Source organism: Arthrobacter sp. Hb9-2, assembly GCF_059091165.1.
On sequence record NZ_JBNHGJ010000053.1, the window covers coordinates 1 to 19,384 of the forward strand.

At 66.1% G+C, this 19,384-nt stretch carries 20 protein-coding genes; 17 read left to right on the top strand and 3 right to left on the bottom strand.

All coding sequences use genetic code 11. The features are described from left to right. The 4 genes from AC5RV1_RS20115 to bcp form a co-directional block, all read left to right on the top strand. On the top strand, positions 1–865 hold an 865-nt coding region (locus tag AC5RV1_RS20115; RefSeq protein ID WP_493995776.1), incomplete at its 5' end, for a glycerate kinase. Continuing rightward, on the top strand, positions 858–2,201 hold the full coding sequence (allB, locus tag AC5RV1_RS20120; RefSeq protein WP_493947943.1) for an allantoinase AllB: 1,344 nt from the start codon (positions 858–860) through the stop codon (positions 2,199–2,201). The genes AC5RV1_RS20115 and allB, both read left to right, overlap by 8 nt. A gap of 9 nt (positions 2,202–2,210) precedes the next feature. Next, the gene (locus AC5RV1_RS20125; RefSeq protein ID WP_493995777.1) at positions 2,211–2,882 is read left to right on the top strand and encodes a winged helix-turn-helix domain-containing protein; all 672 of its coding nucleotides are present in this window, start codon (positions 2,211–2,213) and stop codon (positions 2,880–2,882) included. 81 nt (positions 2,883–2,963) lie between these two features. Beyond that, positions 2,964–3,443, top strand: a complete 480-nt coding sequence (bcp, locus tag AC5RV1_RS20130; RefSeq protein ID WP_163165875.1) for a thioredoxin-dependent thiol peroxidase — start codon at positions 2,964–2,966, stop codon at positions 3,441–3,443. 219 nt (positions 3,444–3,662) lie between these two features. Here bcp and AC5RV1_RS20135 read toward each other — a convergent pair whose 3' ends face one another. After that, on the bottom strand, positions 3,663–5,159 hold the full coding sequence (locus AC5RV1_RS20135; RefSeq protein WP_493995778.1) for an MFS transporter: 1,497 nt from the start codon (positions 5,157–5,159) through the stop codon (positions 3,663–3,665). Between the two features lie 272 nt (positions 5,160–5,431). On the opposite strand from AC5RV1_RS20135, the gene AC5RV1_RS20140 reads away from it, so the two are divergent. Beyond that, a complete protein-coding gene (locus tag AC5RV1_RS20140; RefSeq protein ID WP_493947946.1) occupies positions 5,432–6,010 on the top strand; it encodes a GNAT family N-acetyltransferase in 579 nt (192 codons plus the stop codon). A 194-nt stretch (positions 6,011–6,204) separates the two neighbouring features. On the opposite strand, the gene AC5RV1_RS20145 is transcribed toward AC5RV1_RS20140, so the two are convergent. Beyond that, entirely contained in the window at positions 6,205–6,606 is a 402-nt protein-coding gene (locus tag AC5RV1_RS20145; RefSeq protein ID WP_493947947.1) for a hypothetical protein, read from the bottom strand. 268 nt (positions 6,607–6,874) lie between these two features. Here AC5RV1_RS20145 and AC5RV1_RS20150 point away from each other — a divergent pair, with 268 nt between their 5' ends. Genes AC5RV1_RS20150 through AC5RV1_RS20165 form a run of 4 tightly spaced genes read left to right on the top strand, consistent with a single transcriptional unit; the run spans position 6,875 to position 10,700 of the window. Continuing rightward, positions 6,875–7,987: a PP2C family protein-serine/threonine phosphatase gene (locus AC5RV1_RS20150; RefSeq protein ID WP_493995779.1), complete on the top strand. Its 1,113-nt coding sequence runs from the start codon at positions 6,875–6,877 to the stop codon at positions 7,985–7,987. Further along, positions 7,984–9,960, top strand: coding sequence for a glycosyltransferase family 2 protein (locus AC5RV1_RS20155; RefSeq protein WP_493995780.1), 1,977 nt, complete (start codon positions 7,984–7,986; stop codon positions 9,958–9,960). Before AC5RV1_RS20150 ends, AC5RV1_RS20155 begins: the two co-directional genes overlap by 4 nt. Further along, positions 9,950–10,282, top strand: coding sequence for an STAS domain-containing protein (locus tag AC5RV1_RS20160; RefSeq protein WP_493995781.1), 333 nt, complete (start codon positions 9,950–9,952; stop codon positions 10,280–10,282). The genes AC5RV1_RS20155 and AC5RV1_RS20160 overlap by 11 nt, the downstream gene beginning before the upstream one ends. Beyond that, positions 10,275–10,700: an ATP-binding protein gene (locus AC5RV1_RS20165; RefSeq protein ID WP_493947950.1), complete on the top strand. Its 426-nt coding sequence runs from the start codon at positions 10,275–10,277 to the stop codon at positions 10,698–10,700. Before AC5RV1_RS20160 ends, AC5RV1_RS20165 begins: the two co-directional genes overlap by 8 nt. A gap of 97 nt (positions 10,701–10,797) precedes the next feature. Here the strand turns inward: AC5RV1_RS20165 and AC5RV1_RS20170 are convergent, their stop codons facing one another. Beyond that, positions 10,798–12,030, bottom strand: a complete 1,233-nt coding sequence (locus AC5RV1_RS20170; protein WP_493995782.1) for a sensor histidine kinase — start codon at positions 12,028–12,030, stop codon at positions 10,798–10,800. Positions 12,031–12,280: 250 nt separating this feature from the next. On the opposite strand from AC5RV1_RS20170, the gene uraD reads away from it, so the two are divergent. The 8 genes from uraD to AC5RV1_RS20210 all read left to right on the top strand — a co-directional run. Continuing rightward, complete coding sequence (uraD, locus tag AC5RV1_RS20175) at positions 12,281–12,778, top strand: 2-oxo-4-hydroxy-4-carboxy-5-ureidoimidazoline decarboxylase (RefSeq protein WP_493947952.1); 498 nt, start codon at positions 12,281–12,283, stop codon at positions 12,776–12,778. After that, complete coding sequence (gene uraH / locus AC5RV1_RS20180) at positions 12,775–13,113, top strand: hydroxyisourate hydrolase (RefSeq protein WP_493947953.1); 339 nt, start codon at positions 12,775–12,777, stop codon at positions 13,111–13,113. Before uraD ends, uraH begins: the two co-directional genes overlap by 4 nt. Positions 13,114–13,204: 91 nt before the next feature. Next, positions 13,205–13,519 (top strand): hypothetical protein, encoded by a 315-nt coding sequence (locus AC5RV1_RS20185; protein WP_493995783.1) that lies wholly within the window; start codon positions 13,205–13,207, stop codon positions 13,517–13,519. Between the two features lie 59 nt (positions 13,520–13,578). Beyond that, the gene (gene purF / locus AC5RV1_RS20190) at positions 13,579–15,270 is read left to right on the top strand and encodes an amidophosphoribosyltransferase (RefSeq protein ID WP_430231344.1); all 1,692 of its coding nucleotides are present in this window, start codon (positions 13,579–13,581) and stop codon (positions 15,268–15,270) included. Further along, the gene (gene purM / locus AC5RV1_RS20195; RefSeq protein ID WP_493947955.1) at positions 15,267–16,427 is read left to right on the top strand and encodes a phosphoribosylformylglycinamidine cyclo-ligase; all 1,161 of its coding nucleotides are present in this window, start codon (positions 15,267–15,269) and stop codon (positions 16,425–16,427) included. Before purF ends, purM begins: the two co-directional genes overlap by 4 nt. A 215-nt stretch (positions 16,428–16,642) precedes the next feature. After that, complete coding sequence (locus AC5RV1_RS20200; protein WP_493995784.1) at positions 16,643–17,431, top strand: ATP-binding cassette domain-containing protein; 789 nt, start codon at positions 16,643–16,645, stop codon at positions 17,429–17,431. Continuing rightward, the gene (locus AC5RV1_RS20205; protein WP_493995785.1) at positions 17,428–18,228 is read left to right on the top strand and encodes an ABC transporter ATP-binding protein; all 801 of its coding nucleotides are present in this window, start codon (positions 17,428–17,430) and stop codon (positions 18,226–18,228) included. Before AC5RV1_RS20200 ends, AC5RV1_RS20205 begins: the two co-directional genes overlap by 4 nt. Continuing rightward, positions 18,225–19,384: MFS transporter (locus tag AC5RV1_RS20210; protein WP_493995786.1), on the top strand; the 1,160-nt coding region annotated here is incomplete at its 3' end. The genes AC5RV1_RS20205 and AC5RV1_RS20210, both read left to right, overlap by 4 nt.

Below are 19,384 nucleotides of genomic sequence, written 5' to 3' on the forward strand. Positions count from 1 at the left end.
CCTGGGCACCGGCCAGCTCATCTCCGCCGCCCTTGACGCCGGCTGCAACCGCATCATTTTGGGCGTGGGCGGCAGTGCCAACACCGACGGCGGTGCGGGCGTCCTGCAGGGGCTCGGCGCCAGGTTCCTCGACATCGAGGGCAACGAACTTCCGCCCGGTGGTGCCGCCCTGGCCCGCCTGGACCGGATCGACTTCAGCCGGTTTGAACCCCGGCTGAAGGACACCCGCTTTGTGCTGGCGTCCGACGTCGACAATCCCCTGCTCGGCGCCCAAGGCGCCGCGGTGATTTTCGGCCCGCAAAAGGGCGCCACGCAACAGGACGTCGACATGCTCGACGCCGCCCTGGCCAGGTTTGTCGAAGTCCTGGCCAGGGAAATCGGTCCCGACGGCCCCAACAACAGGGCCATCAAGGCAGCGGAAGCCCCGGGCGCCGGAGCGGCAGGAGGCGTTGGCTATGCCGCCATCGCCGTTCTGGCCGCAACCCGCCGCCCGGGCATCGACGTCGTCCTCGAATTCACAGAATTGAAGCAGAGACTGGCCGGCGCCGACCTGGTGATCACCGGCGAAGGAAGCCTGGACGAGCAGAGCCTGCTGGGCAAGACGCCCATGGGTGTTGCCCGGGCAGCCGCAGCGCAGGGTGTCCCGGTGATCGCAGTGTGCGGCCGCACCACGCTTGGACCGGGCCAGGCAGCCGCTGCCGGATTCGAGGACGTTTACGCTTTGACCGAGCTTGAAAGCAATGTAGACAGGTGCATAGCAGAGGCAGCGCAGCTTCTGGAGCAGCTGGGCACCCAGATCAGCGGAAGGCTGGCGGCGAACACGCTGTCCCGTCCCGCAACCACCAAGGAGGACCTCCATGTCTGAAGAACGTTTTGACCTGGTCATCCGCGGCCAGCGCATCCTCACCACCGCCGGCCTGGCACCCCGCGAAGTGGGCGTCCGCGGCGGAAAAATCGTGGCCCTCGAACCGCTGGGCAACGGCCTGGCCGGCGCCGAGGTCATTGAGCTGGCCGACGACGAAACCCTGATCCCCGGGCTGGTGGACACCCACGTCCATGTCAACGAGCCCGGCCGCACCGAGTGGGAGGGATTCGCCTCCGCCACCCGTGCAGCCGCTGCCGGCGGGGTAACCACCATCATCGACATGCCGCTGAACTCGGTCCCGCCCACCACCACGGTGGAAAACCTCAAGCTGAAGCGCGAGGTGGCCGAGGACCAGGCGTTCATCGACGTTGGGTTCTGGGGCGGCGCCATCCCCGGCAACAAGGGTGACCTGCGGGCCCTGCACGACGAAGGCGTCTTCGGTTTCAAGTGCTTCCTGCTGCACTCAGGCGTGGACGAGTTCCCGCACCTGGACGCGGATGAGATGGAGGAGGACATGGCCGAGCTGAAGTCCTTCGACTCCCTCATGATTGTCCACGCGGAGGACTCCCATGCCATCGACCGCGCGCCGCACCCCGGCGGCGACCACTATCAAACCTTCCTGGCCTCCCGCCCCCGCGGCGCCGAGAACAAGGCCATCGCCGAGGTCATCGAGCGGGCCCGCTGGACCGGTGCGCGTGCGCACATCCTGCACCTTTCGTCGTCGGACGCCCTGCCGATGATCGCCTCCGCCAAGCGAGACGGCGTGAAGCTGACCGTCGAGACGTGCCCGCACTACCTGACGCTGATGGCTGAGGAAATCCCCGACGGCGCCACCGCCTACAAGTGCTGCCCGCCCATCCGCGAGGCCTCCAACCGGGAGCTGCTGTGGCAGGGCCTGCAGGACGGCACCATCGACTGCATCGTCTCGGACCATTCCCCCTCCACCCTGGATCTGAAGGACCTGGAGAACGGGGACTTCGCCGTGGCCTGGGGCGGCGTCTCGTCGCTGCAGCTGGGCCTGTCCCTGATCTGGACGGAGGCACGGCACCGCGGCATTCCGCTGGAGCAGGTGGTGTCCTGGATGGGTGAGAAGCCGGCAGCGCTGGCCCGGCTCTCCAACAAGGGCCAACTGGCGCTGGGCTACGACGCCGACTTTGCCGTGTTCGCCCCGGACGAGGCGTTTGTGGTGGACGTGTCCAAGCTCAAGCACAAGAACCCCATCACCCCCTACGACGGCAAGGCCCTCTCCGGCGTGGTCCGCAAGACGTTCCTGCGCGGCGCTGTAGTGGACGGCCAAACCCCCACGGGCAAGCTGATCCGCCGCGGCGGAGTCTAGGGACGCGCCATGGCAGTGGAAGCCCACCATCCGCGGACGGTGGCACGGCCGCGGATAGCCGTCAGGGGTGCTGCCGCGCCGGCGGCGGCTGCCCGGGGACTCGCCGTGTGGGTGGTTCCCGGGGAAGGCACCAGCCCGGAACTCCTCGCCCGCGCCGCCCAACTGGTCCTAGCCAGGGCCCTCGAAACTGCTCCGGAGGCGGAAGTCCATTGGCCCGCCACCGGAGCTCCCACCTCCGGGGTCTCCGCCACGGCGGAAGGAGCCGCAGACGACTCCTCTCAGCCTCCCTCCGCGGCGGAGAACCCCGGCGGCACCGATGACGACGGCGGCACCCGGCTGCCGCCGTCAGCCGGTCCCGTCAGCCGGGTTGCCGTGGACCTGGCTGCCGACACCGTGCTGCTGGACGGCCGCACTGTGCAGCTGACCGGCGTCGAGTTCAAGGTGCTCCGGTACCTGGTGACCCACCTGTCGCGCACTGTGGGCAGGGAGGAACTCCAGCAGTTCCTGGACTCGTTTGAAACCCCCGGCGCCTCGGCCCGGTCCATCGACGTGTACGTGGGCCGGATCCGCCGGAAACTCGGAAATGCGCGCCATGCTGTGGCCACTGTCCGCGGCGGAGGCTACCGGTTTGTGCCGGGGCAGCGGGTAACCGTCCGCGGCCCGGCGGAATACTGCATATGACGCCGGAGTTGTATGACTGAGCGGGAAGCCGCTTCACTTGATGTTTTGCCAGTAACTGACAAAGTCTTCCAAAGGAACGCCATGAGCCAGACCCTGACCACCAAGCTTCAGCCCGGAACCCAGGCCCCTGATTTCACCCTTCAGGATGCCCAGGGCCGCGAGACTGCCTTGGCCGACTACCGTGGCAAGAACGTCATCGTGTACTTCTACCCCAAGGCCGCCACCCCCGGCTGCACCACCGAGGCCTGCGACTTCCGCGACAGCCTGGCCTCTTTGCAAGGCAAAGGCTACGAAGTCATCGGCATCTCCCCCGATGCACCGGAAGCCCTGGCCGGCTTCACCGGTGACTTCTCCCTGACCTTCCCCCTGCTGTCCGACCCGGACCACGCAGTTGCCCTGGCCTACGGCGCCTGGGGCGAGAAGCTGGTCAACGGCGAAATCACAGAGGGCATTGTCCGCTCCACCGTAGTGCTGGATCCCGAAGGCAAAGTCACGCTGGCCCAGTACCAGGTCAAGGCCGACGGCCACGTTGCTGCCCTGAAGGAAGCCCTGGGAATCTAGCCACCCACCGGACGCTCTCGCAATTAACGCGCCTTTTCCCGGGACGCTCTCGCAGTTAACGCGCCTTTTCCCGGGACGCTCCCGCACTTAACGCGCCTTTTCCCGGGACGCTCCCGCACTTAACGCGCCTTTTCCCGGGACGCTCTGGCACCTACTGCGGGAGCGTCCCGGCGTTAAGGGCACAATCGCGGCGGCAAGTCATCCTGCTGCTTTGGCGCCCTACGCGTCCGTGTCCGCCGTAGCCTTGCCCTCTGCGGCCGCCTGCTGATATTCGGCCGACACCCGACGGTACACGGGGGTCAGGAAAGCCAGCAGCGCGGCGATGACCATAATGATCCCTGCGATGAGGAACACCAGGGCAATACCGCGGGAGGTGCCCTCGCCCAGCAGCGGGGCCAGCTGGGCCGCGCCGTCGGTCGATCGTGCGTAGGGGATGATCCAGAACTGGGCGAGCGGCGCAATAAGGAAGGACGTGATGGGCGCAGCCGCAGACTCAAACGCCATGGCGAAACCGAACACCCGGCCCTGCCGTGGCAGCGGAACCACCTGCTGGATCACCGTCTGCTCGGCGGCCTCCACAACGGGCACCAGCGTCAGGTAAAGCCAGATCCCGACGACGTACAGCCACGCCCACTCCCGGAGGGTGAACACCGCGCCGAGGACCCCCATGGCCACTACCGCGATAAGCAGAGTGCGCAACGGGTTGGCCCCGAGGCCGAACTTGCTGATCAGCGCCCCGCCGACCAGGAATCCGCTGGAGCCTACAGCCAGAAAAACGCCCCAGAGTTCCACTGGGAACATCTCCAGGCCATAGGGGTCCATCAGCGCCATGTAGACGCCGCCGATAAAGTTGTTGAACGTGGAGAACAGGATCAGTGCGAACAGGCCGGAAATGGCCAGCACAGCGGCGTAGGAGCCGCGAAGGTCGAACCCGCCGTGCGCATCGGTGGCCGCGACCTGCCGTTCCTCGGGCATGCGGAGGATGAGCAGGTGTGCAAATGCGAGCGCTGTGAGCATGAGGGCGACCACGATGGTCCACCCCATACCCAGCAGCCCCACCGACAGCCCTGACAGCACGGAAGTGATGAGGAACATCAGCCCCTGCACCATCCCCACCAGGCCGTTGGCATTGGCCCGCCGGTCCGGCTCGATCAGGATGGTGACCGTGGTGGACAGTGCGATGTTCCGCAGGTTCTCCACCACCGCGCCGATCAGGATGACCAGGGTGAACACCCAGAACCACGGCTGGGTCAGGTCCAGCAGCGACGACGCGGGCGTCAGGAGGAACATCACCCCGGACAGCATAAACATCACCAGGGTGAAGGCGGCGGCGAATCGCATCACGGCCAGCTTGCGGTAGCGGTCCACGAAGGTGCCGAAGCTGATGCTGGAAAGGGCGATCAGCAGCATGTACGCGCCCCCCACCACCCCGGTGGCGATCACGTTGCGCGTTTCCAGGTACACCCAGAAGGTCAGAGCAAACCATAGGTAGCTGGTGGTGATGTTGGCCAGGGCGGTGTTCACCAGGATGCCGGTGAAGGTGCGCGACCTTTCTGCCGGGCTGCGCACGGAGGTGTCGACGGCGTCCGGGTCCGCCAGGTGCGGGGCTTCCCCGTCCTCATCAGGTGTGGCGGCGAGGGCCACGTCCTCGCCAAGCCCCGTCCCGCCGTCGGAAGCCGCAGCAGCCCTGCCTCGGGCCCGTTCCTGCTCGGTCATGCGTCCCAGTGTAATGAGGACCAACCGGGGCCGACAGGGTGGAAACCCCCCTCCTGCTGCTTCACCGGAACCTAAGCGCGTAAGGGGCAGCCCTGCTGTCGCGAAGGCCTTGGCTTCGTCGGAGCCGACAGTGGGGTTGACGAGGCAGGACCGGTACATCCACTTCCTTGAGCCGGTACTGCTTTCAGGAGGAGTCCAGGTGCGTATGACGTGTTGCCGTGGACTAAGCACCCCCGTTGCCCCCTTCCGGGGTCCGGTGACAGGATGGCCGCATGGCGATCGAGGTCCGTCCGGCCACCGAGTTCGAGGACGTCAGGACGATGGTGGGGCCCAAGCGGCCCGACGCCAACGTCTGCTGGTGCCTGAGCTACCGAATTCCATCCAAACAGAACCAGGCCTTGCGCGGGACGGAGCGCGGGGACCTGATGAAAGAGCTGGTGGCCCAGGATCCCCCGCCGGGGGTTTTGGCGTACGACGGCGGCGAGGTAGTTGGGTGGGCAGCGGTCCACCCCCGTGCTGACACCAGTTTCGCCGGCAACCGCAAGATCCCGCACGTGGACGACCTGGAGGTGTGGTCGGTGTGGTGCATCCGGGTACGGCCGGGCCATCGGGGTGAGGGCATTTCCCACCACCTGCTGAAGGGTGCCGTAGAGCTGGCGCGGGCCCATGGAGCAGCAGCCGTGGAGGGCTACCCAGTGGATAACGGCGGGCAGAAAGTCGACCTTACTATGGCCTACGTGGGCACCCGAAAGCTCTTCGAGGACGCCGGCTTCACGAAGGCCGCGGACACGGAATCAATCCTCAACGGCTTCCCGCGGGTGCTGATGCGCCTGGACCTGGCAGGAGGTTGATGATCCTGGATCAAGCGTGTCAGGGTTTTTTCCACCATTTGCCGGGCCAGTCCTCGTCGATGGCCCACAATGCCAAAAGCAGGGCATCGACTGTCATGAGTCCCGCAATGAGGTACGCCCAACCTGTCCACCAACCCATAACAATCTCCTGACCCGGTAACCCCCAGCCACTCGATTGCTCCTAAGTGTGGCACCTAAGCCGCCGCTGCGGAACGCCCCAAATCCACACTCTTGAAAAGTGCCTCCAGCCTGTTGTGAGCCTCGGTTTCCAGCTTGAGGCGGCGCGTCAGCTTCTCCACCTGCACGGACATCTCCGCGCCGACCGGGAGCCGGTCGCCCGGCCAGCTGGATGCCTCCCGCGATTCGGCCAGCGCCTGGGCCAGGGCATTGGCGGCGGCACGCACTTTTCGTGAGTGGAAGTAGACACGCAGCAGCGCCCTGCCCTTGTCCACAGCTGCCTGCAACAGGTCGCCGGGCACCGATTCCCCTCCTGCTGTCAGAGAGTTCGGTTCTGAACCAGCCGGCACTGCACGGGCCGGTTCTGTAACAGCGGCGCCACCCGCCGTCACCTGGTTTTTCTTGTTGATGTGTCCCACTGGCTGCTCCGCCTTCCTGCCCGCCGTGCAGCCTCCGGACGGATCGTCCTTGACCCTCGTACTCGAAGAAGCTGCTCCCTGCCTTCGAGTGTCCCGGGCCTTCCTCAACGTCCGGGCAAGCGGGTCCCAAGATTGACGCAAGATCTCCCCGGCCGGCCTGCTTCGCGCCGCCGTCGCCGCCGTCGTGAGCGAGGAAACAACCGCGAATCCCATTCCTGCGGGGCGCTGTGACTCGGGCGGCAGCCGTTAATGCGGTAGAAGTAGAGTTATGGTCTCTCCATCCGAAACCCGTCGTGCCGTTGTTATTGAGGACGACCCGGACATTCGCGGCCTGCTGGTCCGTGTCCTGGTTAAGCAGGGCTTCGACGTCACCGAGGCCGACGCCGGCCTGCCCGGCGTGGAGGAAGTCCGCCGTCGCAAGCCCGATCTGATCACCCTGGACCTCAACCTGCCGGACCTCGACGGCCTGGAAGTCTGCAAGTTGCTCCGCGAATTCTCGGATGCCTTCATTGTGATGCTCACGGCCCGCGCCGACGAACTGGACAAGTTGACCGGCCTGGACAACGGAGCCGATGAATACATCAGCAAGCCGTTCAGCCCCCGGGAACTGCAGTCCAGGATCAACGCGCTCTTCCGCCGCAGGCCTTCCGCAGCCGCGGACTCCGCCGCCCGCAATGACCTGGAGCGGGCCACGGAGGTCCAGCAAAGCCTCCTTCCCAAGGAGGACATCCGCGTGGAGGGCTACGACGTGGCCGGCATGTTCCGCCCGTCCCGCAGCGTGGGCGGTGATTTCTATGACTGGTACCAGACGCAGGACGGGCTCCACCTGACCTTCGCCGACGCCATGGGCAAGGGCATGGGAGCCGCGCTCATCGCAGCAACAGTGCGCGCTGTCATGCGCTCCACCGGCCACCGGCAGGACCTGGACGGGGCATTCGCCACCGCCAGCAAGGCCATCGCCACGGACCTGGACTCCTCCAACTCCTTTGCCACCTTGTTCCACGCGCGGCTGGACGCAGCGTCCGGAACGGTCAACTATGTCGACGCCGGGCACGGGCTTGCGCTGCACGTTCGGTCCGGCGGCACGGCCCACCGGCTCCCTTCCGGCGGCCCGCCGGTCGGCGCCTGGGAAGGGACTTCCTGGCCGCAGTCATCACTGGACCTCGCCCCGGGAGATTCGCTGGTAGTGGTCAGTGACGGCGTGCTGGACGTCTTCGGCTCCGTGGAGGACTTCACCGAAGCCGTCGGCCGCGCCGCCCAAAGTGGGGATTCTGCGCAGGGAGCCAGCGCCGCGATCCTGGCACTCGCCCCGGCCGAGACAGCCGAGGATGACGTCACGGTGGTTGTGGTCCGCCGGCTACCGGAAGATGTAACCGCGTGACCCGCTTCTGGACCCGCCTGGTGGTGGTCCTGACGGTCATCACCGGCATCAACTACATCGCCTGGCGCTGGGCGGCGTCCCTCAACTGGGATGCCTGGTGGATCGCGGTGCCGCTGGTGGTCGCCGAAACCTACAGCCTGATTGACGTCATGCTGTTCGGCATGACCGTCTGGAAGCTGAAAATCCGCAAAGGCGCGCCACCGCCCCCGCATGATGCCACCGTGGACGTCTTCATCACCACCTACAACGAAGACCTGGACATGGTGATGACCACAGCACTGGCCGCCCAGAAGATCCGGCATCCCCACAGCACCTGGATCCTCGACGACGGCGCACGGCCCGAGCTGAAGGCCCTCGCCGAGCAGCACGGCCTGGGCTATGTCACCCGCAGCGAGGACTGGACCTCGAACGTCCCCCGGCACGCGAAGGCCGGCAACCTGAACAACGCCCTGATGCAAACGCACGGCGAGTTCCTCCTGATCCTGGACGCGGACCAGATCCCCGAGCCCGACATCCTCGAAAAAACGCTGGGGTACTTCAACAACCGCCGGGTGGCACTGGTCCAGACACCGCAGTACTTCAGCAACGTGCCCGCCGATGACCCCCTCGGCAGCCAGGCACCCCTTTTCTACGGCCCCATCCAGCAGGGCAAGGACGGCTGGAACGCCGCCTTCTTCTGCGGCTCCAACGCCATCCTGCGCCGCGAGGCCTTGATGCAGCTGGGCCTTGTGGGCTACGTGAAGGAAACCGAGAAAAGCATCCGCCGAGCTCTGGCGGCCTCCCGCTCCGCGATCAAACAGGCCCGGAAGTCCGCGGACATGGAGACGCCCCTGGTGGCCCAGGTGCTCGACGAGGTGGAGGCAGCCACCCGCGAGGCCCAGCAGGAACTGGACGCCGGCCAGCCGCTGAGCGAGATCACCTACCGTGTCCGCCGCCGCGTGGACGCAGCCGTGCAGACCCTCGTGATGGCCGACGTCGAAGCCCTCCAGGCAGACCTCGAAGAGATTGCCGCTATGGAACTGGCCCATGTGGGCGAGTCCGGCGTTCCCGTGGTGGCCGACGACGCCGTGCAGCGGATGTCCGCCCGCGACTGGTCACCGCTCGGAGCCCTGGAATCCGTGCAGGCCGTCCTGGACGCGCTCTCGGTGGAACGCAACGACGAAGCCCAGCCCGTGATGCCGCTGGCCACCATCTCCGTCACCGAGGACATGGCCACTGCCATGCGCATGCACGCCATGGGCTGGGAGAGCGTCTACCACCACGAGGTCCTGGCGTACGGCCTGGCGCCGGAAGACCTCAAGACGATGCTCACCCAGCGCCTCCGCTGGGCGCAGGGCACCATCCAGGTGCTGCTCCGCGAAAATCCGCTCGTCCAGAAGGGCCTGAAGCTGGGCCAGCGGCTGATGTACTTCGCCACCATGTGGACCTACCTTAGCGGCTACGCGGCGGTCATCTACTTCGCCGCCCCCATCATCTACCTGCTGCTGGGCATCCTGCCGGTCACGAGCCTGAGCTGGGACTTCTTCATCCGGTTCATCCCGTTCATGGTGGTCAACCAGCTGTTGTTTGCCGTCGCCGGCCGGGGCATTCCCACCTGGCGAGGCCAGCAGTACAGCCTCGCCCTGTTCCCCACCTGGATCAAGGCGTGCTCGACGGCGGCCCGGAACGTCTGGTTCGGCCGTCCCCTGGGGTTTGCCGTCACCCCCAAGGCCCGCCAGAGCGGCGGACCCAGCTGGAGCCTGATCCAGCCACAGATCGTGGTGTCCGTGCTGCTGGCCGTGGCTGCCGTCGTCGGAATCATTCGGCTGGCCAACGGTCTGGCTGAACCACTCGGCACCCTGGTGAACGTCGCCTGGGTCATCTTCGACCTGGTGGTCATGAGCATCCTGGTGCGTGCAGTGCTTTATAAGGGTTTTGAACCGGCCTCCGAGCCGGCAGTTACAGATACAGAGAGGAATCCTGATGGAGTTTAGCTTTGAGGTCAAGGACTCGTATGCGGAGGTCAAGGCGGACGGGCGGCTGAACATGGTCTCAGCGCCGAAGCTGCGTGAGTTCGTTACTGACGTAATCGCCGGCGGGTCCAACCGGGTCGTGGTGAACCTGGAGAACACGGCGTTTATGGACTCCTCCGGCTTGGGCGCGCTGATCGGCTGCCTGAAGGCGGCGCGGCAGGCCGGTGGTGACCTGCGGATTGCGGCTGTCCAGCCGCAGGTGAAGATGGTCCTGCAGCTCACCAGCATGGACAAGGTCCTCACGGCCTACGGATCAGCCGAAGAGGCGTTCAGCAATGACTGAGGTCCTGGCATCCCGCAGCTTCCGCGGGCTGGCCACCGGGGACGCGATCGAGTCCGTCCATAACGATCTCGACAGCCTTTGGCTTGACGTCCCCTTCGTGCAGGACATGGACCAGATGACGTTTACGACGGCGGTGATCGAGTCGGCATCGAACATCGTCCAGCATGCGGAGCCGGCCGGGCCGGAGCCTGTGGAGTTGGGCGTGGACATCGAAGTGCGGCCAACGCTGCTGCAGGCGCGGGTCAGCGCCTATCATGCCAAGCCCCCGTTCGGCCCGATGGAACCCGCGAGGCAGGGCGAGGAGGCCGAGTCCGGCCGGGGGCTGGCGCTGATCCAGGCCCTGGTCACCACGGTCACTTTCGAGCGGCAGGACGGTACGAACACCTGGGTCCTGTCGCGGACCTCGCAGCAGGACTAGGACCTCAGCGGGTTTTTGTCCAGATATGCAGGCCTCCGGCGCCCGAAACCCTGCATATCTGCACAAAAACTCCTGTGAGTCGGGTGGGGCGGTGGCGCTAGTTCGGGAATGTCACCGAGACAGTGGCCCCGCCGCCTGGAGTGTCACTGATGGTGAGCTCTCCACCGTGCGCCTGCGCGATCCGGCGGCAGGTGGCCAGTCCCAGCCCTGTCCCGGGGCCGTCACCGGGACGGTTCAGCCGCACCAAAGGCTCTACCGCCCGGGGGCGGTCGGCGGGGTGGATGCCCTTGCCGTTGTCAGCGACGTGGACAGTGAGTCCGCGGGGGCAACTGGTGGCGGTAACAGCCACCCGAAGGTCCCGCTGGGGGTCCCGGTAGTTCAGGGAGTTGGCGAGCAGGTTCTGCACCATCGTGCGCAGCTGCGACCGGTCGGCATACAGCTGGGCATCCTCGCACAGGATGCCGCTGCCCAGGCCGAGGCTCACGCCAAGGTCTTGGGCCGCCTCTGCCGTCACAGCCAGAAGTGACACCCGTTCGCGATTCAGCCGCCCGTTTGCCCGGGAGTAGTCCAGCACATCCTGCAGGGTGCCCAGCATTCGCTGCCCGCCGCTGCCGATGAGCTGCAGGTACTCCTTAACCGGATGGTCCTGGGGAATCTCGGGATCATCCTCGGCCAGTTCCACATAACCAAGGATGGTGGTGAGCGGAGCACGGAGGTCGTGGCTGACGCGGCCTGCGAACTCGGCCAGCATCGCATTGCTGCGCTCCAGCTCGGCCAGGGCCTCATTGAGCTGCAGGGTGCGGTGCTGCAGCTCGAGAAGCTCCACCACCTGCTGCGCCAGCACCTCCAGCACATCAATCTGCTCGCGCCTGGGAAGTTCGGCGCCCTCCGAGAACACGCACAGCGAGCCGAGCACCAGCCCGCTGGCGGTCCTTAGCGGCACGGAAGCGTAGAAGCGGACGTCGGCTATCTCCCCTGTCACAAACGGGTTTGCGGCAAACCGGGGGTCCTGCGAGGCATCCCGCACCACTGTGGTTCCTGGTTCAAGGAATACGCTGGCGCACATGGAGTCCTCGCGGGAGCAGATGCCGGCATCGGTCCCGGCGGCGGCGATCTGCAGCTGGTGGCCGGACGTGATGATGTTGACCACGCTGTAGGGCACCCCGCAGAGCGAAGCGGCCAGGCGCACCAGGTTATTGAGGGCACCACGGGCCTGTTCGTCAACCAGTTCCGGAATCTGTCCAGCAGTGTCAGGGAGCAGCCCATACTCCCGCAGGTCAAGGTCCCGCTGATCCTGATCCGCCAGCATTTGTACAGCTGTCGCGTCCATATTTCTTCTTGAGCCCCCAGCATTATCGTCGAGCCGAAAGCTCTTCCGCGATGATACCCGTCCGGCCGGACGCCTGCGGTAGTCTCTTGACACCACCACGACGCTCAACTTCAATATTACGTATGCTGAAATAACAGTTCCATGATGCGGAAGCCTAAAGCTGGCGTTGCCGATGCTTGGGTGCCGAAGTCCGGCCTCCGCATAGCCGTCACCATGGATGCCAGCATTTGTCACCGAGGAACCAGCCAGCATGAAGCTTGCCGAATTCAATACCGCGGACCCAGCAAGGGCTGCGGAAACCCTCAGGCCCTGCATCGACGTCCAGCGCTGGGTGGACGCTGTTGCCGCCGCCCGGCCTTTCCCCACCAAGGAAGCCCTGCTCGCTTTCGCTTCCGTTGCCGCCAACCCCTTCACGTCCGAAGAGGTTGAGTCCGCCATGGCGCATCACCCGCGGATCGGCGAACGGCCGACGGCGGCCACCACCGAAGCGTCCATGTCCCGTTCCGAGCAGGCAGGGGTAGATCCGGCGGACAGCGCGCTGGCAGAGGCTTTGGCCCAGGGAAACAGGGAGTACGAGGAAAAGTTCGGCCGCGTCTTCCTGATCCGCGCCGCCGGCCGCACGGCCCCGGAAATCCTGCAGTCCCTGAAGGAGCGGCTGGAAAACTCCCCGGCCGAAGAAGACACCATCGTGGCCCAGCAGCTGCGCGAGATCGCCGTACTGCGGCTTGAAGGACTGATGACCGAATGAGCGTCTCCCACGTCACCACCCACATCCTCGACACAGGCGCCGGACGCCCGGCGGCTGGGGTCGCCGTCGTGCTGTACAGGAACGACGGCGGCAGCTGGCAGGAACTGGCCGGCTCCACTACCGACGCCGATGGCCGTGCGAAGGACCTGGGCCCGGAGCAGCTGGAACCCGGACACTACAAGCTCAACTTCGCCACCGGGAGCTACTACGCCGGCCTGCAGACTGCCACGTTTTTCCCGGAGGTTGACCTGGTGTTCGAAGTCACAGGCCCCGAGCATTACCACGTCCCCCTCCTGCTCAGCCCGTTCGCATACTCCACCTACCGCGGCAGCTAACCCACCCTGTTGACCTATCACTTATGGTCCCCATTCCGGGGTTTTGGCAACCGTAAGCGATAGGTCAACGGCGGAAATGTAGGCTTGATGCATGCCTTCTGAACAACCCTCCGCCGAGCGCCGCGAAATCACCGTCCGCCGTGCGCCCAAGTACGTCCCGTTCCTGATTCTGGGCGCACTGGTGGGTATCGCCGCTGCGGCAGTGGTTGCCTACGGCCTGCCGGAAACGCCCAGCTTCGACGCCGGCTCCGTCTTCGGATTCTTCCTGGTGCTGTTCGCCGCCGCCGGCGCGGTCCTGGGCGCCATAGTGGCGCTCATCCTGGATCGGCGCAGCGTCAAGCGGCAGCAGCGGGCCGTCGTGGAGTCCGTCCCGGACTCTGAGCCGGATACGGACCCGCAGCCCTAGCCCCGGTCATAAACGGGCGGTCGGAAAAGTCTTACCCCATGTCGTGAGATAATCGACCAGTGGCACGCGGCGATGGAAAACTTTCCCATGATCTTCTCCCTGGCGAAAAAGGCCCGCAGGACGCCTGTGGCGTTTTCGGAGTCTGGGCACCAGGTGAAGAAGTAGCAAAACTAACCTATTACGGGCTGTATGCACTGCAGCACCGCGGTCAGGAGTCCGCTGGTATAGCCACCAGCGACGGCAACCGGATCAACGTCTACAAGGACATGGGACTCGTTTCCCAGGTCTTCGACGAGACCACCCTGAACACCCTCACCGGGCACCTTGCAGTGGGCCACTGCCGCTACTCCACCACCGGAGCCAGCCATTGGGCCAACGCCCAGCCCACCCTCGGCGCCACCAGCACCGGGACCGTGGCCCTGGCGCACAATGGCAACCTCACCAACACGGCTGAGCTTAACGCCATGATCCAGGAACGCAACGGCGGCCAGCTCACCGGCGAGATGAAGCAGGGCAACACCTCCGATACCGCCCTGGTCACCGCCCTCCTGGAGGGTGAACCGGGCAAGTCCCTCGAAGAGACCGCCATCGAACTGCTGCCCAAGATCAAGGGCGGCTTCTGCTTTGTCTTCATGGACGAAGGCACCCTCTACGCGGCCCGCGACACCTTCGGCATCCGCCCGCTGGTCCTGGGCCGGCTGGAACGCGGCTGGGTGGTCGCGTCCGAACAGTCCGCGCTTGCCACAGTTGGCGCCAGCTTCATCCGCGAGATCGAGCCCGGCGAGTTCATCGCCATCGACGAGCAGGGCGTGCGTTCCCAGCGTTTTGCGGAGCCGACGCCGGCCGGTTGCGTTTTCGAGTACGTCTACCTTGCCCGTCCGGATGCCGCCATCGCAGGCCGCTCCGTGTACGAGTCCCGGGTGGAGATGGGCCGCCAGCTGGCCCGTGAAAACACACAGGTAGCGGACATCGTGATTCCCGTTCCGGAATCCGGCACCCCCGCCGCCGTGGGCTACGCCGAGGAATCCGGCATCCCGTTCGCCCACGGGTTCGTCAAGAATTCCTACGTTGGCCGTACCTTCATCCAGCCTTCGCAGACACTGCGCCAGCTGGGTATCCGGCTCAAGCTCAACGCCCTCGAGTCCGTGATCCGCGGCAAGCGCGTGGTGGTGGTGGACGACTCGATCGTCCGCGGCAACACGCAGCGCGCCATCGTCCGGATGCTCCGCGAAGCCGGTGCCGCAGCAGTCCACGTCAAGATCTCCTCCCCGCCGGTGCAGTGGCCCTGCTTCTACGGCATCGACTTCGCCTCCCGCGCCGAGCTCATTGCGAACGGCGCAACCATCGAGGAGATCTCGCAGGCCATCGGCGCAGACTCGCTGGCCTACATCTCCGAGGACGGCATGATCGGCGCCACCCGGCAGCCCCGGGAGCGCCTGTGCACCGCGTGCTTCACGGGCAAGTACCCCATTGAGCTGCCGGGCTCTGACAAGCTGGGCAAGAACCTGCTGGAACGCACGGACCTTGGCGGCCTGAAGCCCTCGCCGTCCGCCCTTCCGGGCCAGACTGCCGCCCTTGCCGTGGACCCTGCAATCGACCCTGCCGTGGATCCGGCGGAAAAGTCCGGCGCCACGGGCTGCGATCCCGGACCGGACTCGGAGTTTGAGAACCTGCTGACCGAAGCCGACCTTGTGCCAGAGATTCATCACGCAGTCACCACCCCCGACGCTGACAAGAAAGAGTCCGTATGACTTCCGCTGCCCCCGCCTCCGGCAACACCGCCGGGAACACTGCCGGCATCACCTACGCCTCCGCGGGCGTCGATGTTGAAGCCGGCGACCGCGCCGTCGAGCTTATGAAGGGTGCCATCAAGGCCACCCACAACTCCTCGGTGATCGGCGGGGTGGGCGGCTTCGCCGGCCTCTACGACGTCTCTAAGCTCCTCACCTACAAGAAGCCGCTGCTGGCAACGTCCACCGACGGCGTAGGCACCAAGGTCGCCATTGCCCAGGCCATGGACATCCACGACACCATCGGCTTCGACCTCGTGGGCATGGTGGTGGACGACATCGTCGTGGTAGGCGCAGAGCCCCTCTTCATGACGGACTACATCGCTTGCGGCAAGGTGGTGCCCGAGCGCATCGCCGACATTGTCCGCGGCATCGCAGCAGCATGCTCCGTGGCCGGCACCGCGCTGGTGGGCGGCGAGACGGCCGAGCACCCCGGCCTGCTGGGCGAGCACGAGTACGACGTCGCCGGCGCAGCCACCGGCGTCATCGAGGCCGACCACCTCCTCGGCCCGGACCGCGTCCGCGCCGGCGACATCGTCATCGGTATGACCTCCTCGGGCCTGCACTCCAACGGCTACTCCCTGGTGCGCCGCGTGATCAACCACGCCGGCTGGGCGCTGGACCGCCAGGTCTCCGAACTTGGCCGTACCCTCGGCGAGGAACTCCTGGAGCCCACGCGCGTCTACGCGGCGGACTGCCTGGACCTTGCCCGCACCTTCCCCGTCACCGGTGAATCCGCGGTCCACGGCTTCAGCCACGTGACCGGTGGCGGCCTGGCCGCCAACCTGGCCCGCGTGCTCCCCCAGGGCCTGGTGGCCACCGTCGACCGCTCCACCTGGGAGCTGCCGGCCATCTTCAAACTGGTGTCCGAACTAGGCAACGTGCCGCTGGCAGACCTGGAGCGCACCCTGAACCTGGGCGTGGGCATGGTGGCCATCGTCTCGGCTGACGTTGCTGACGCAGCAGTCTCCCGCCTGAACGACCGTGGACTGCCGTCCTGGATCATGGGCACCGTCACCAAGGACTCGGATTCAATCCTGAAGTCCGGCCCGGATTACGTGCAGGGCGCCAAGGGCGTGGACGGCGGCGCAGTCCGCCTGGTCAACGCCTACGCCTGAGAATATGCGGAATGCCGGCGGGTGCCTTGAGCGCCCGCCGGCTTTTTTGTGCCAGAATCCCAAAACCCGCCATCACCTCCTGCAGAACATCAGGCAACCCGCCCTCACCTTGGGATCAACCAGAGGTACAGTCAACTGTCGATAGTTGCGTAATTGAGAACGGTTCTTGTTAGGATGAACTCGTTCCCGAAGTCCTGCCACGAAACGACGTTCCGATGCCTGCACCCGCCCTGTCCGTGAAGAACCTCGTGCTCTCGCACGCCGGGCACCAGTTGGTGCACCCCCTGACGTTCTCCATCCAGTGGGCTGAAAGCGTTGCGCTTCTGGGAGCCTCAGGATCCGGAAAGTCGCTGACCGCCTCCGCCCTCACGGGGACGGTGCCGGAAGGAATCACGGCGAGAGGGGAAATTTCGTTTGGGGCTGCTTTCCGGCCAGGGGACTGCGGAAGCGCGGAGGGCAATGCCGGCGCAGCCTTGATCAGCCAAGATCCCCAGACCGCCCTCAATCCGCTGGAGCCGGTGGGCAAGCAGCTGATGATCCCGCTCCGCCGGGCAGGGCTCAGCCGCACTGAAGCCCGGCGCCAAGCGGCGCTCCTGCTCGCCCAGGCCGGGCTGGCGGACCCTTCGGAGATCCTGCGGCGCTACACCGGCGAGCTGTCGGGCGGGCAGCTGCAAAGGGTGTGCATTGCACTGGCATTGGCCTGCCGCTCGGAGGTCCTGGTGGCAGATGAACCCACCACAGCCCTCGATGCGGTTACCCGGCACACCGTTCTTGCGAGCCTCCGCAGCTGGGTGTCCGAGGGCCGAACCCTGATCTTCATCACCCACGATCTGGCAGCAGCGGCAGCCCTGTGCAGCCGCGCGCTCGTGATGGAAGGCGGGCACATTGTGGAGGATGCCCCGATGGCTGAGCTGCTACTGAACCCCCGGCACCCTTACAGCAAGCGGCTGGTGCGGGCGGCTACGGCAACGCCCCCGCATGCAGGAACGGCTGTGGCAGCATGACCGGGGCCCTGAGCGCGGATGGCATCTCCTTCAGCTACCCCAAGCGCAACCTCCGCAGCAGCCCTACGGCGGACATCCTCCGCAACATCACCCTGAGCCTCACTCCTGGAGCCGGCATGGCGCTTGTGGGAAGCTCCGGCTCAGGAAAATCCACGTTGGTCCGGATCATGCTCGGCCTGGCAAAGCCGTCCAACGGCACCGTCACGCTTGGCGGGTGTGCAGTAAGGCCCGGACCGGCCCGGAGCCTTCGCTGGTACCGCCGCTCGGTGCAGTACGTCCCGCAAAATCCGGCTGCGAGCCTGGACCCGCGAATGACCGTTACCCAGCTGCTGATGGAACCGCTACGGCAGCTCCGCGTGCAAGGAAGCCACCGGGATCTGGCGGCCCAGGCGCTGGAACGCGTGGAATTACCTGCCTGGGTGATGAACCACCGGCCGGGCGAGTTGTCCGGCGGCCAGAACCAGAGGGTGGCCATTGCCCGCGCCCTGGCAGTGAAACCGACGTACCTGCTGGCTGATGAACCCGTCAGCGGCCTGGACCTGCCCCTGCGCGATGCCGTCCTCGAACTCCTGGACGGCCTGGTGCACGAAGGCCTGGGCCTGCTCCTCGTGACCCATGACCTGGCTACCGCTGCCAGGATGTGCGGCACCACCGCCGTGCTTTCCGGAGGCAGCATCGTGGAACAGGCGCCAACGGGCCAGGTGCTGGTAAACCCCGCCAGCCCGGCCGCCGTCGCACTAGTGCAGGCGTCGCGGGGCCTGCAGCTCCCAGCCCCACTCCAGGCGGTTGCCCTGTGACCGCCCTCAATGCCGCAGAGCGGACAGCAACGAACCCGCGCCCGGCCCCGGGCCTCCTCCTCGCCAGCCAGCTCGTTTTCAATATCGGTTTCTACGCCGTGGTGCCGTTCCTCGCGCTGGTCATGACCCAGGACTTCGGCATGACGGCAACAGCGGTTGGCGTGGTTCTGGGCGCCCGCGTCTTCAGCCAGCAGGGGCTTTTCCTGGTGGGCGGGATCATCACGGACCGATTCGGGCCGCGGCGCGCCATGCTGGTGGGTTGCCTGGTCCGTGTCTGCGGCTACCTCACCTTGGCGCTTGCCGGCAGCTTTCCGCTGTTCCTCCTCGGCGCGGTCCTCACCGGGATGGGCGGCGCGCTGTTCTCACCTGCGCTGGAGTCCCTAATTGGGCAGGCGGAAGGACGACGGCGGAACACCAGTGGGAAGGCGCCCGCACTGTTTGCGCTCCTCGCCATCTGCGGAGAGATCGGGGCTGTGGCCGGACCGCTGGTGGGCGCGCTGCTGCTAGGCATTTCCTTCAGCTGGGCAGCACTGGCCGGAGCAGTGGTCTTTGCCGTGATGACGGGGGTGTTGTGGCGCAGTGTGCCCGCCGAAGCCCCGAATCTTGTGCGCGGCACTGCGTCTCCCTCCACGCCGACTTCCCCTGAGCCGCCTTCCTCCGTTGCACGGGGCGAGGGGATCACGGTGATGCTGCGGGACAAGCGCTTTGTGGCCTTTGCTGCCCTCTACAGCGTGAACCTGCTGGCCTATAACCAGCTGTACTTTGGCCTTCCTATCGAGTTGACCAGGAGCGGTGCGGGCCCCGGGGCGCTGGCCGGCTTGTTCGCCGTCGCCTCGGTCCTGACCATTGCGCTGCAGTGGCCCATCTCCCGGTTGACAACTTGGATGGGACCGGGCAGGGCCCTGACGGCAGGTTTCCTCCTCAAGGGCCTGGCCTTCGCCACCATGGCCCTGCTCGCCCAGGTTCCGGCCGCCGGCACCCTGCAGCTCCTGCCGCCGCTGCTGCTCGTGGTGGGGCTGTGCCTGGGGCACATGTGCATCGGGCCGGTGGCCATGCCGCTGGTCCTGGACTTTGCCCGCGGCCGACGGACGGGCATCTATTACGGGCTCCTCGCGAGCATGGGCGGCTGCGCGGTGCTGCTGGGCAACGTTGCCCT

Bases quoted from the DNA above. Each gene is read 5' to 3' on its own strand.
- bcp (WP_163165875.1), top strand. From the start codon at position 2,964: ATGAGCCAGACCCTGACCACCAAGCTTCAGCCCGGAACCCAGGCCCCT.
- AC5RV1_RS20185 (WP_493995783.1), top strand. From the start codon at position 13,205: ATGCCTTCTGAACAACCCTCCGCCGAGCGCCGCGAAATCACCGTCCGC.
- AC5RV1_RS20200 (WP_493995784.1), top strand. From the start codon at position 16,643: ATGCCTGCACCCGCCCTGTCCGTGAAGAACCTCGTGCTCTCGCACGCC.
- uraD (WP_493947952.1), top strand. From the start codon at position 12,281: ATGAAGCTTGCCGAATTCAATACCGCGGACCCAGCAAGGGCTGCGGAA.
- AC5RV1_RS20160 (WP_493995781.1), top strand. From the start codon at position 9,950: ATGGAGTTTAGCTTTGAGGTCAAGGACTCGTATGCGGAGGTCAAGGCG.
- uraH (WP_493947953.1), top strand. From the start codon at position 12,775: ATGAGCGTCTCCCACGTCACCACCCACATCCTCGACACAGGCGCCGGA.
- allB (WP_493947943.1), top strand. From the start codon at position 858: ATGTCTGAAGAACGTTTTGACCTGGTCATCCGCGGCCAGCGCATCCTC.
- AC5RV1_RS20135 (WP_493995778.1), bottom strand. From the start codon at position 5,159: ATGACCGAGCAGGAACGGGCCCGAGGCAGGGCTGCTGCGGCTTCCGAC.
- AC5RV1_RS20170 (WP_493995782.1), bottom strand. From the start codon at position 12,030: ATGGACGCGACAGCTGTACAAATGCTGGCGGATCAGGATCAGCGGGAC.
- AC5RV1_RS20125 (WP_493995777.1), top strand. From the start codon at position 2,211: ATGGCAGTGGAAGCCCACCATCCGCGGACGGTGGCACGGCCGCGGATA.
- AC5RV1_RS20150 (WP_493995779.1), top strand. From the start codon at position 6,875: ATGGTCTCTCCATCCGAAACCCGTCGTGCCGTTGTTATTGAGGACGAC.
- AC5RV1_RS20165 (WP_493947950.1), top strand. From the start codon at position 10,275: ATGACTGAGGTCCTGGCATCCCGCAGCTTCCGCGGGCTGGCCACCGGG.
- AC5RV1_RS20140 (WP_493947946.1), top strand. From the start codon at position 5,432: ATGGCGATCGAGGTCCGTCCGGCCACCGAGTTCGAGGACGTCAGGACG.
- AC5RV1_RS20205 (WP_493995785.1), top strand. From the start codon at position 17,428: ATGACCGGGGCCCTGAGCGCGGATGGCATCTCCTTCAGCTACCCCAAG.
- purM (WP_493947955.1), top strand. From the start codon at position 15,267: ATGACTTCCGCTGCCCCCGCCTCCGGCAACACCGCCGGGAACACTGCC.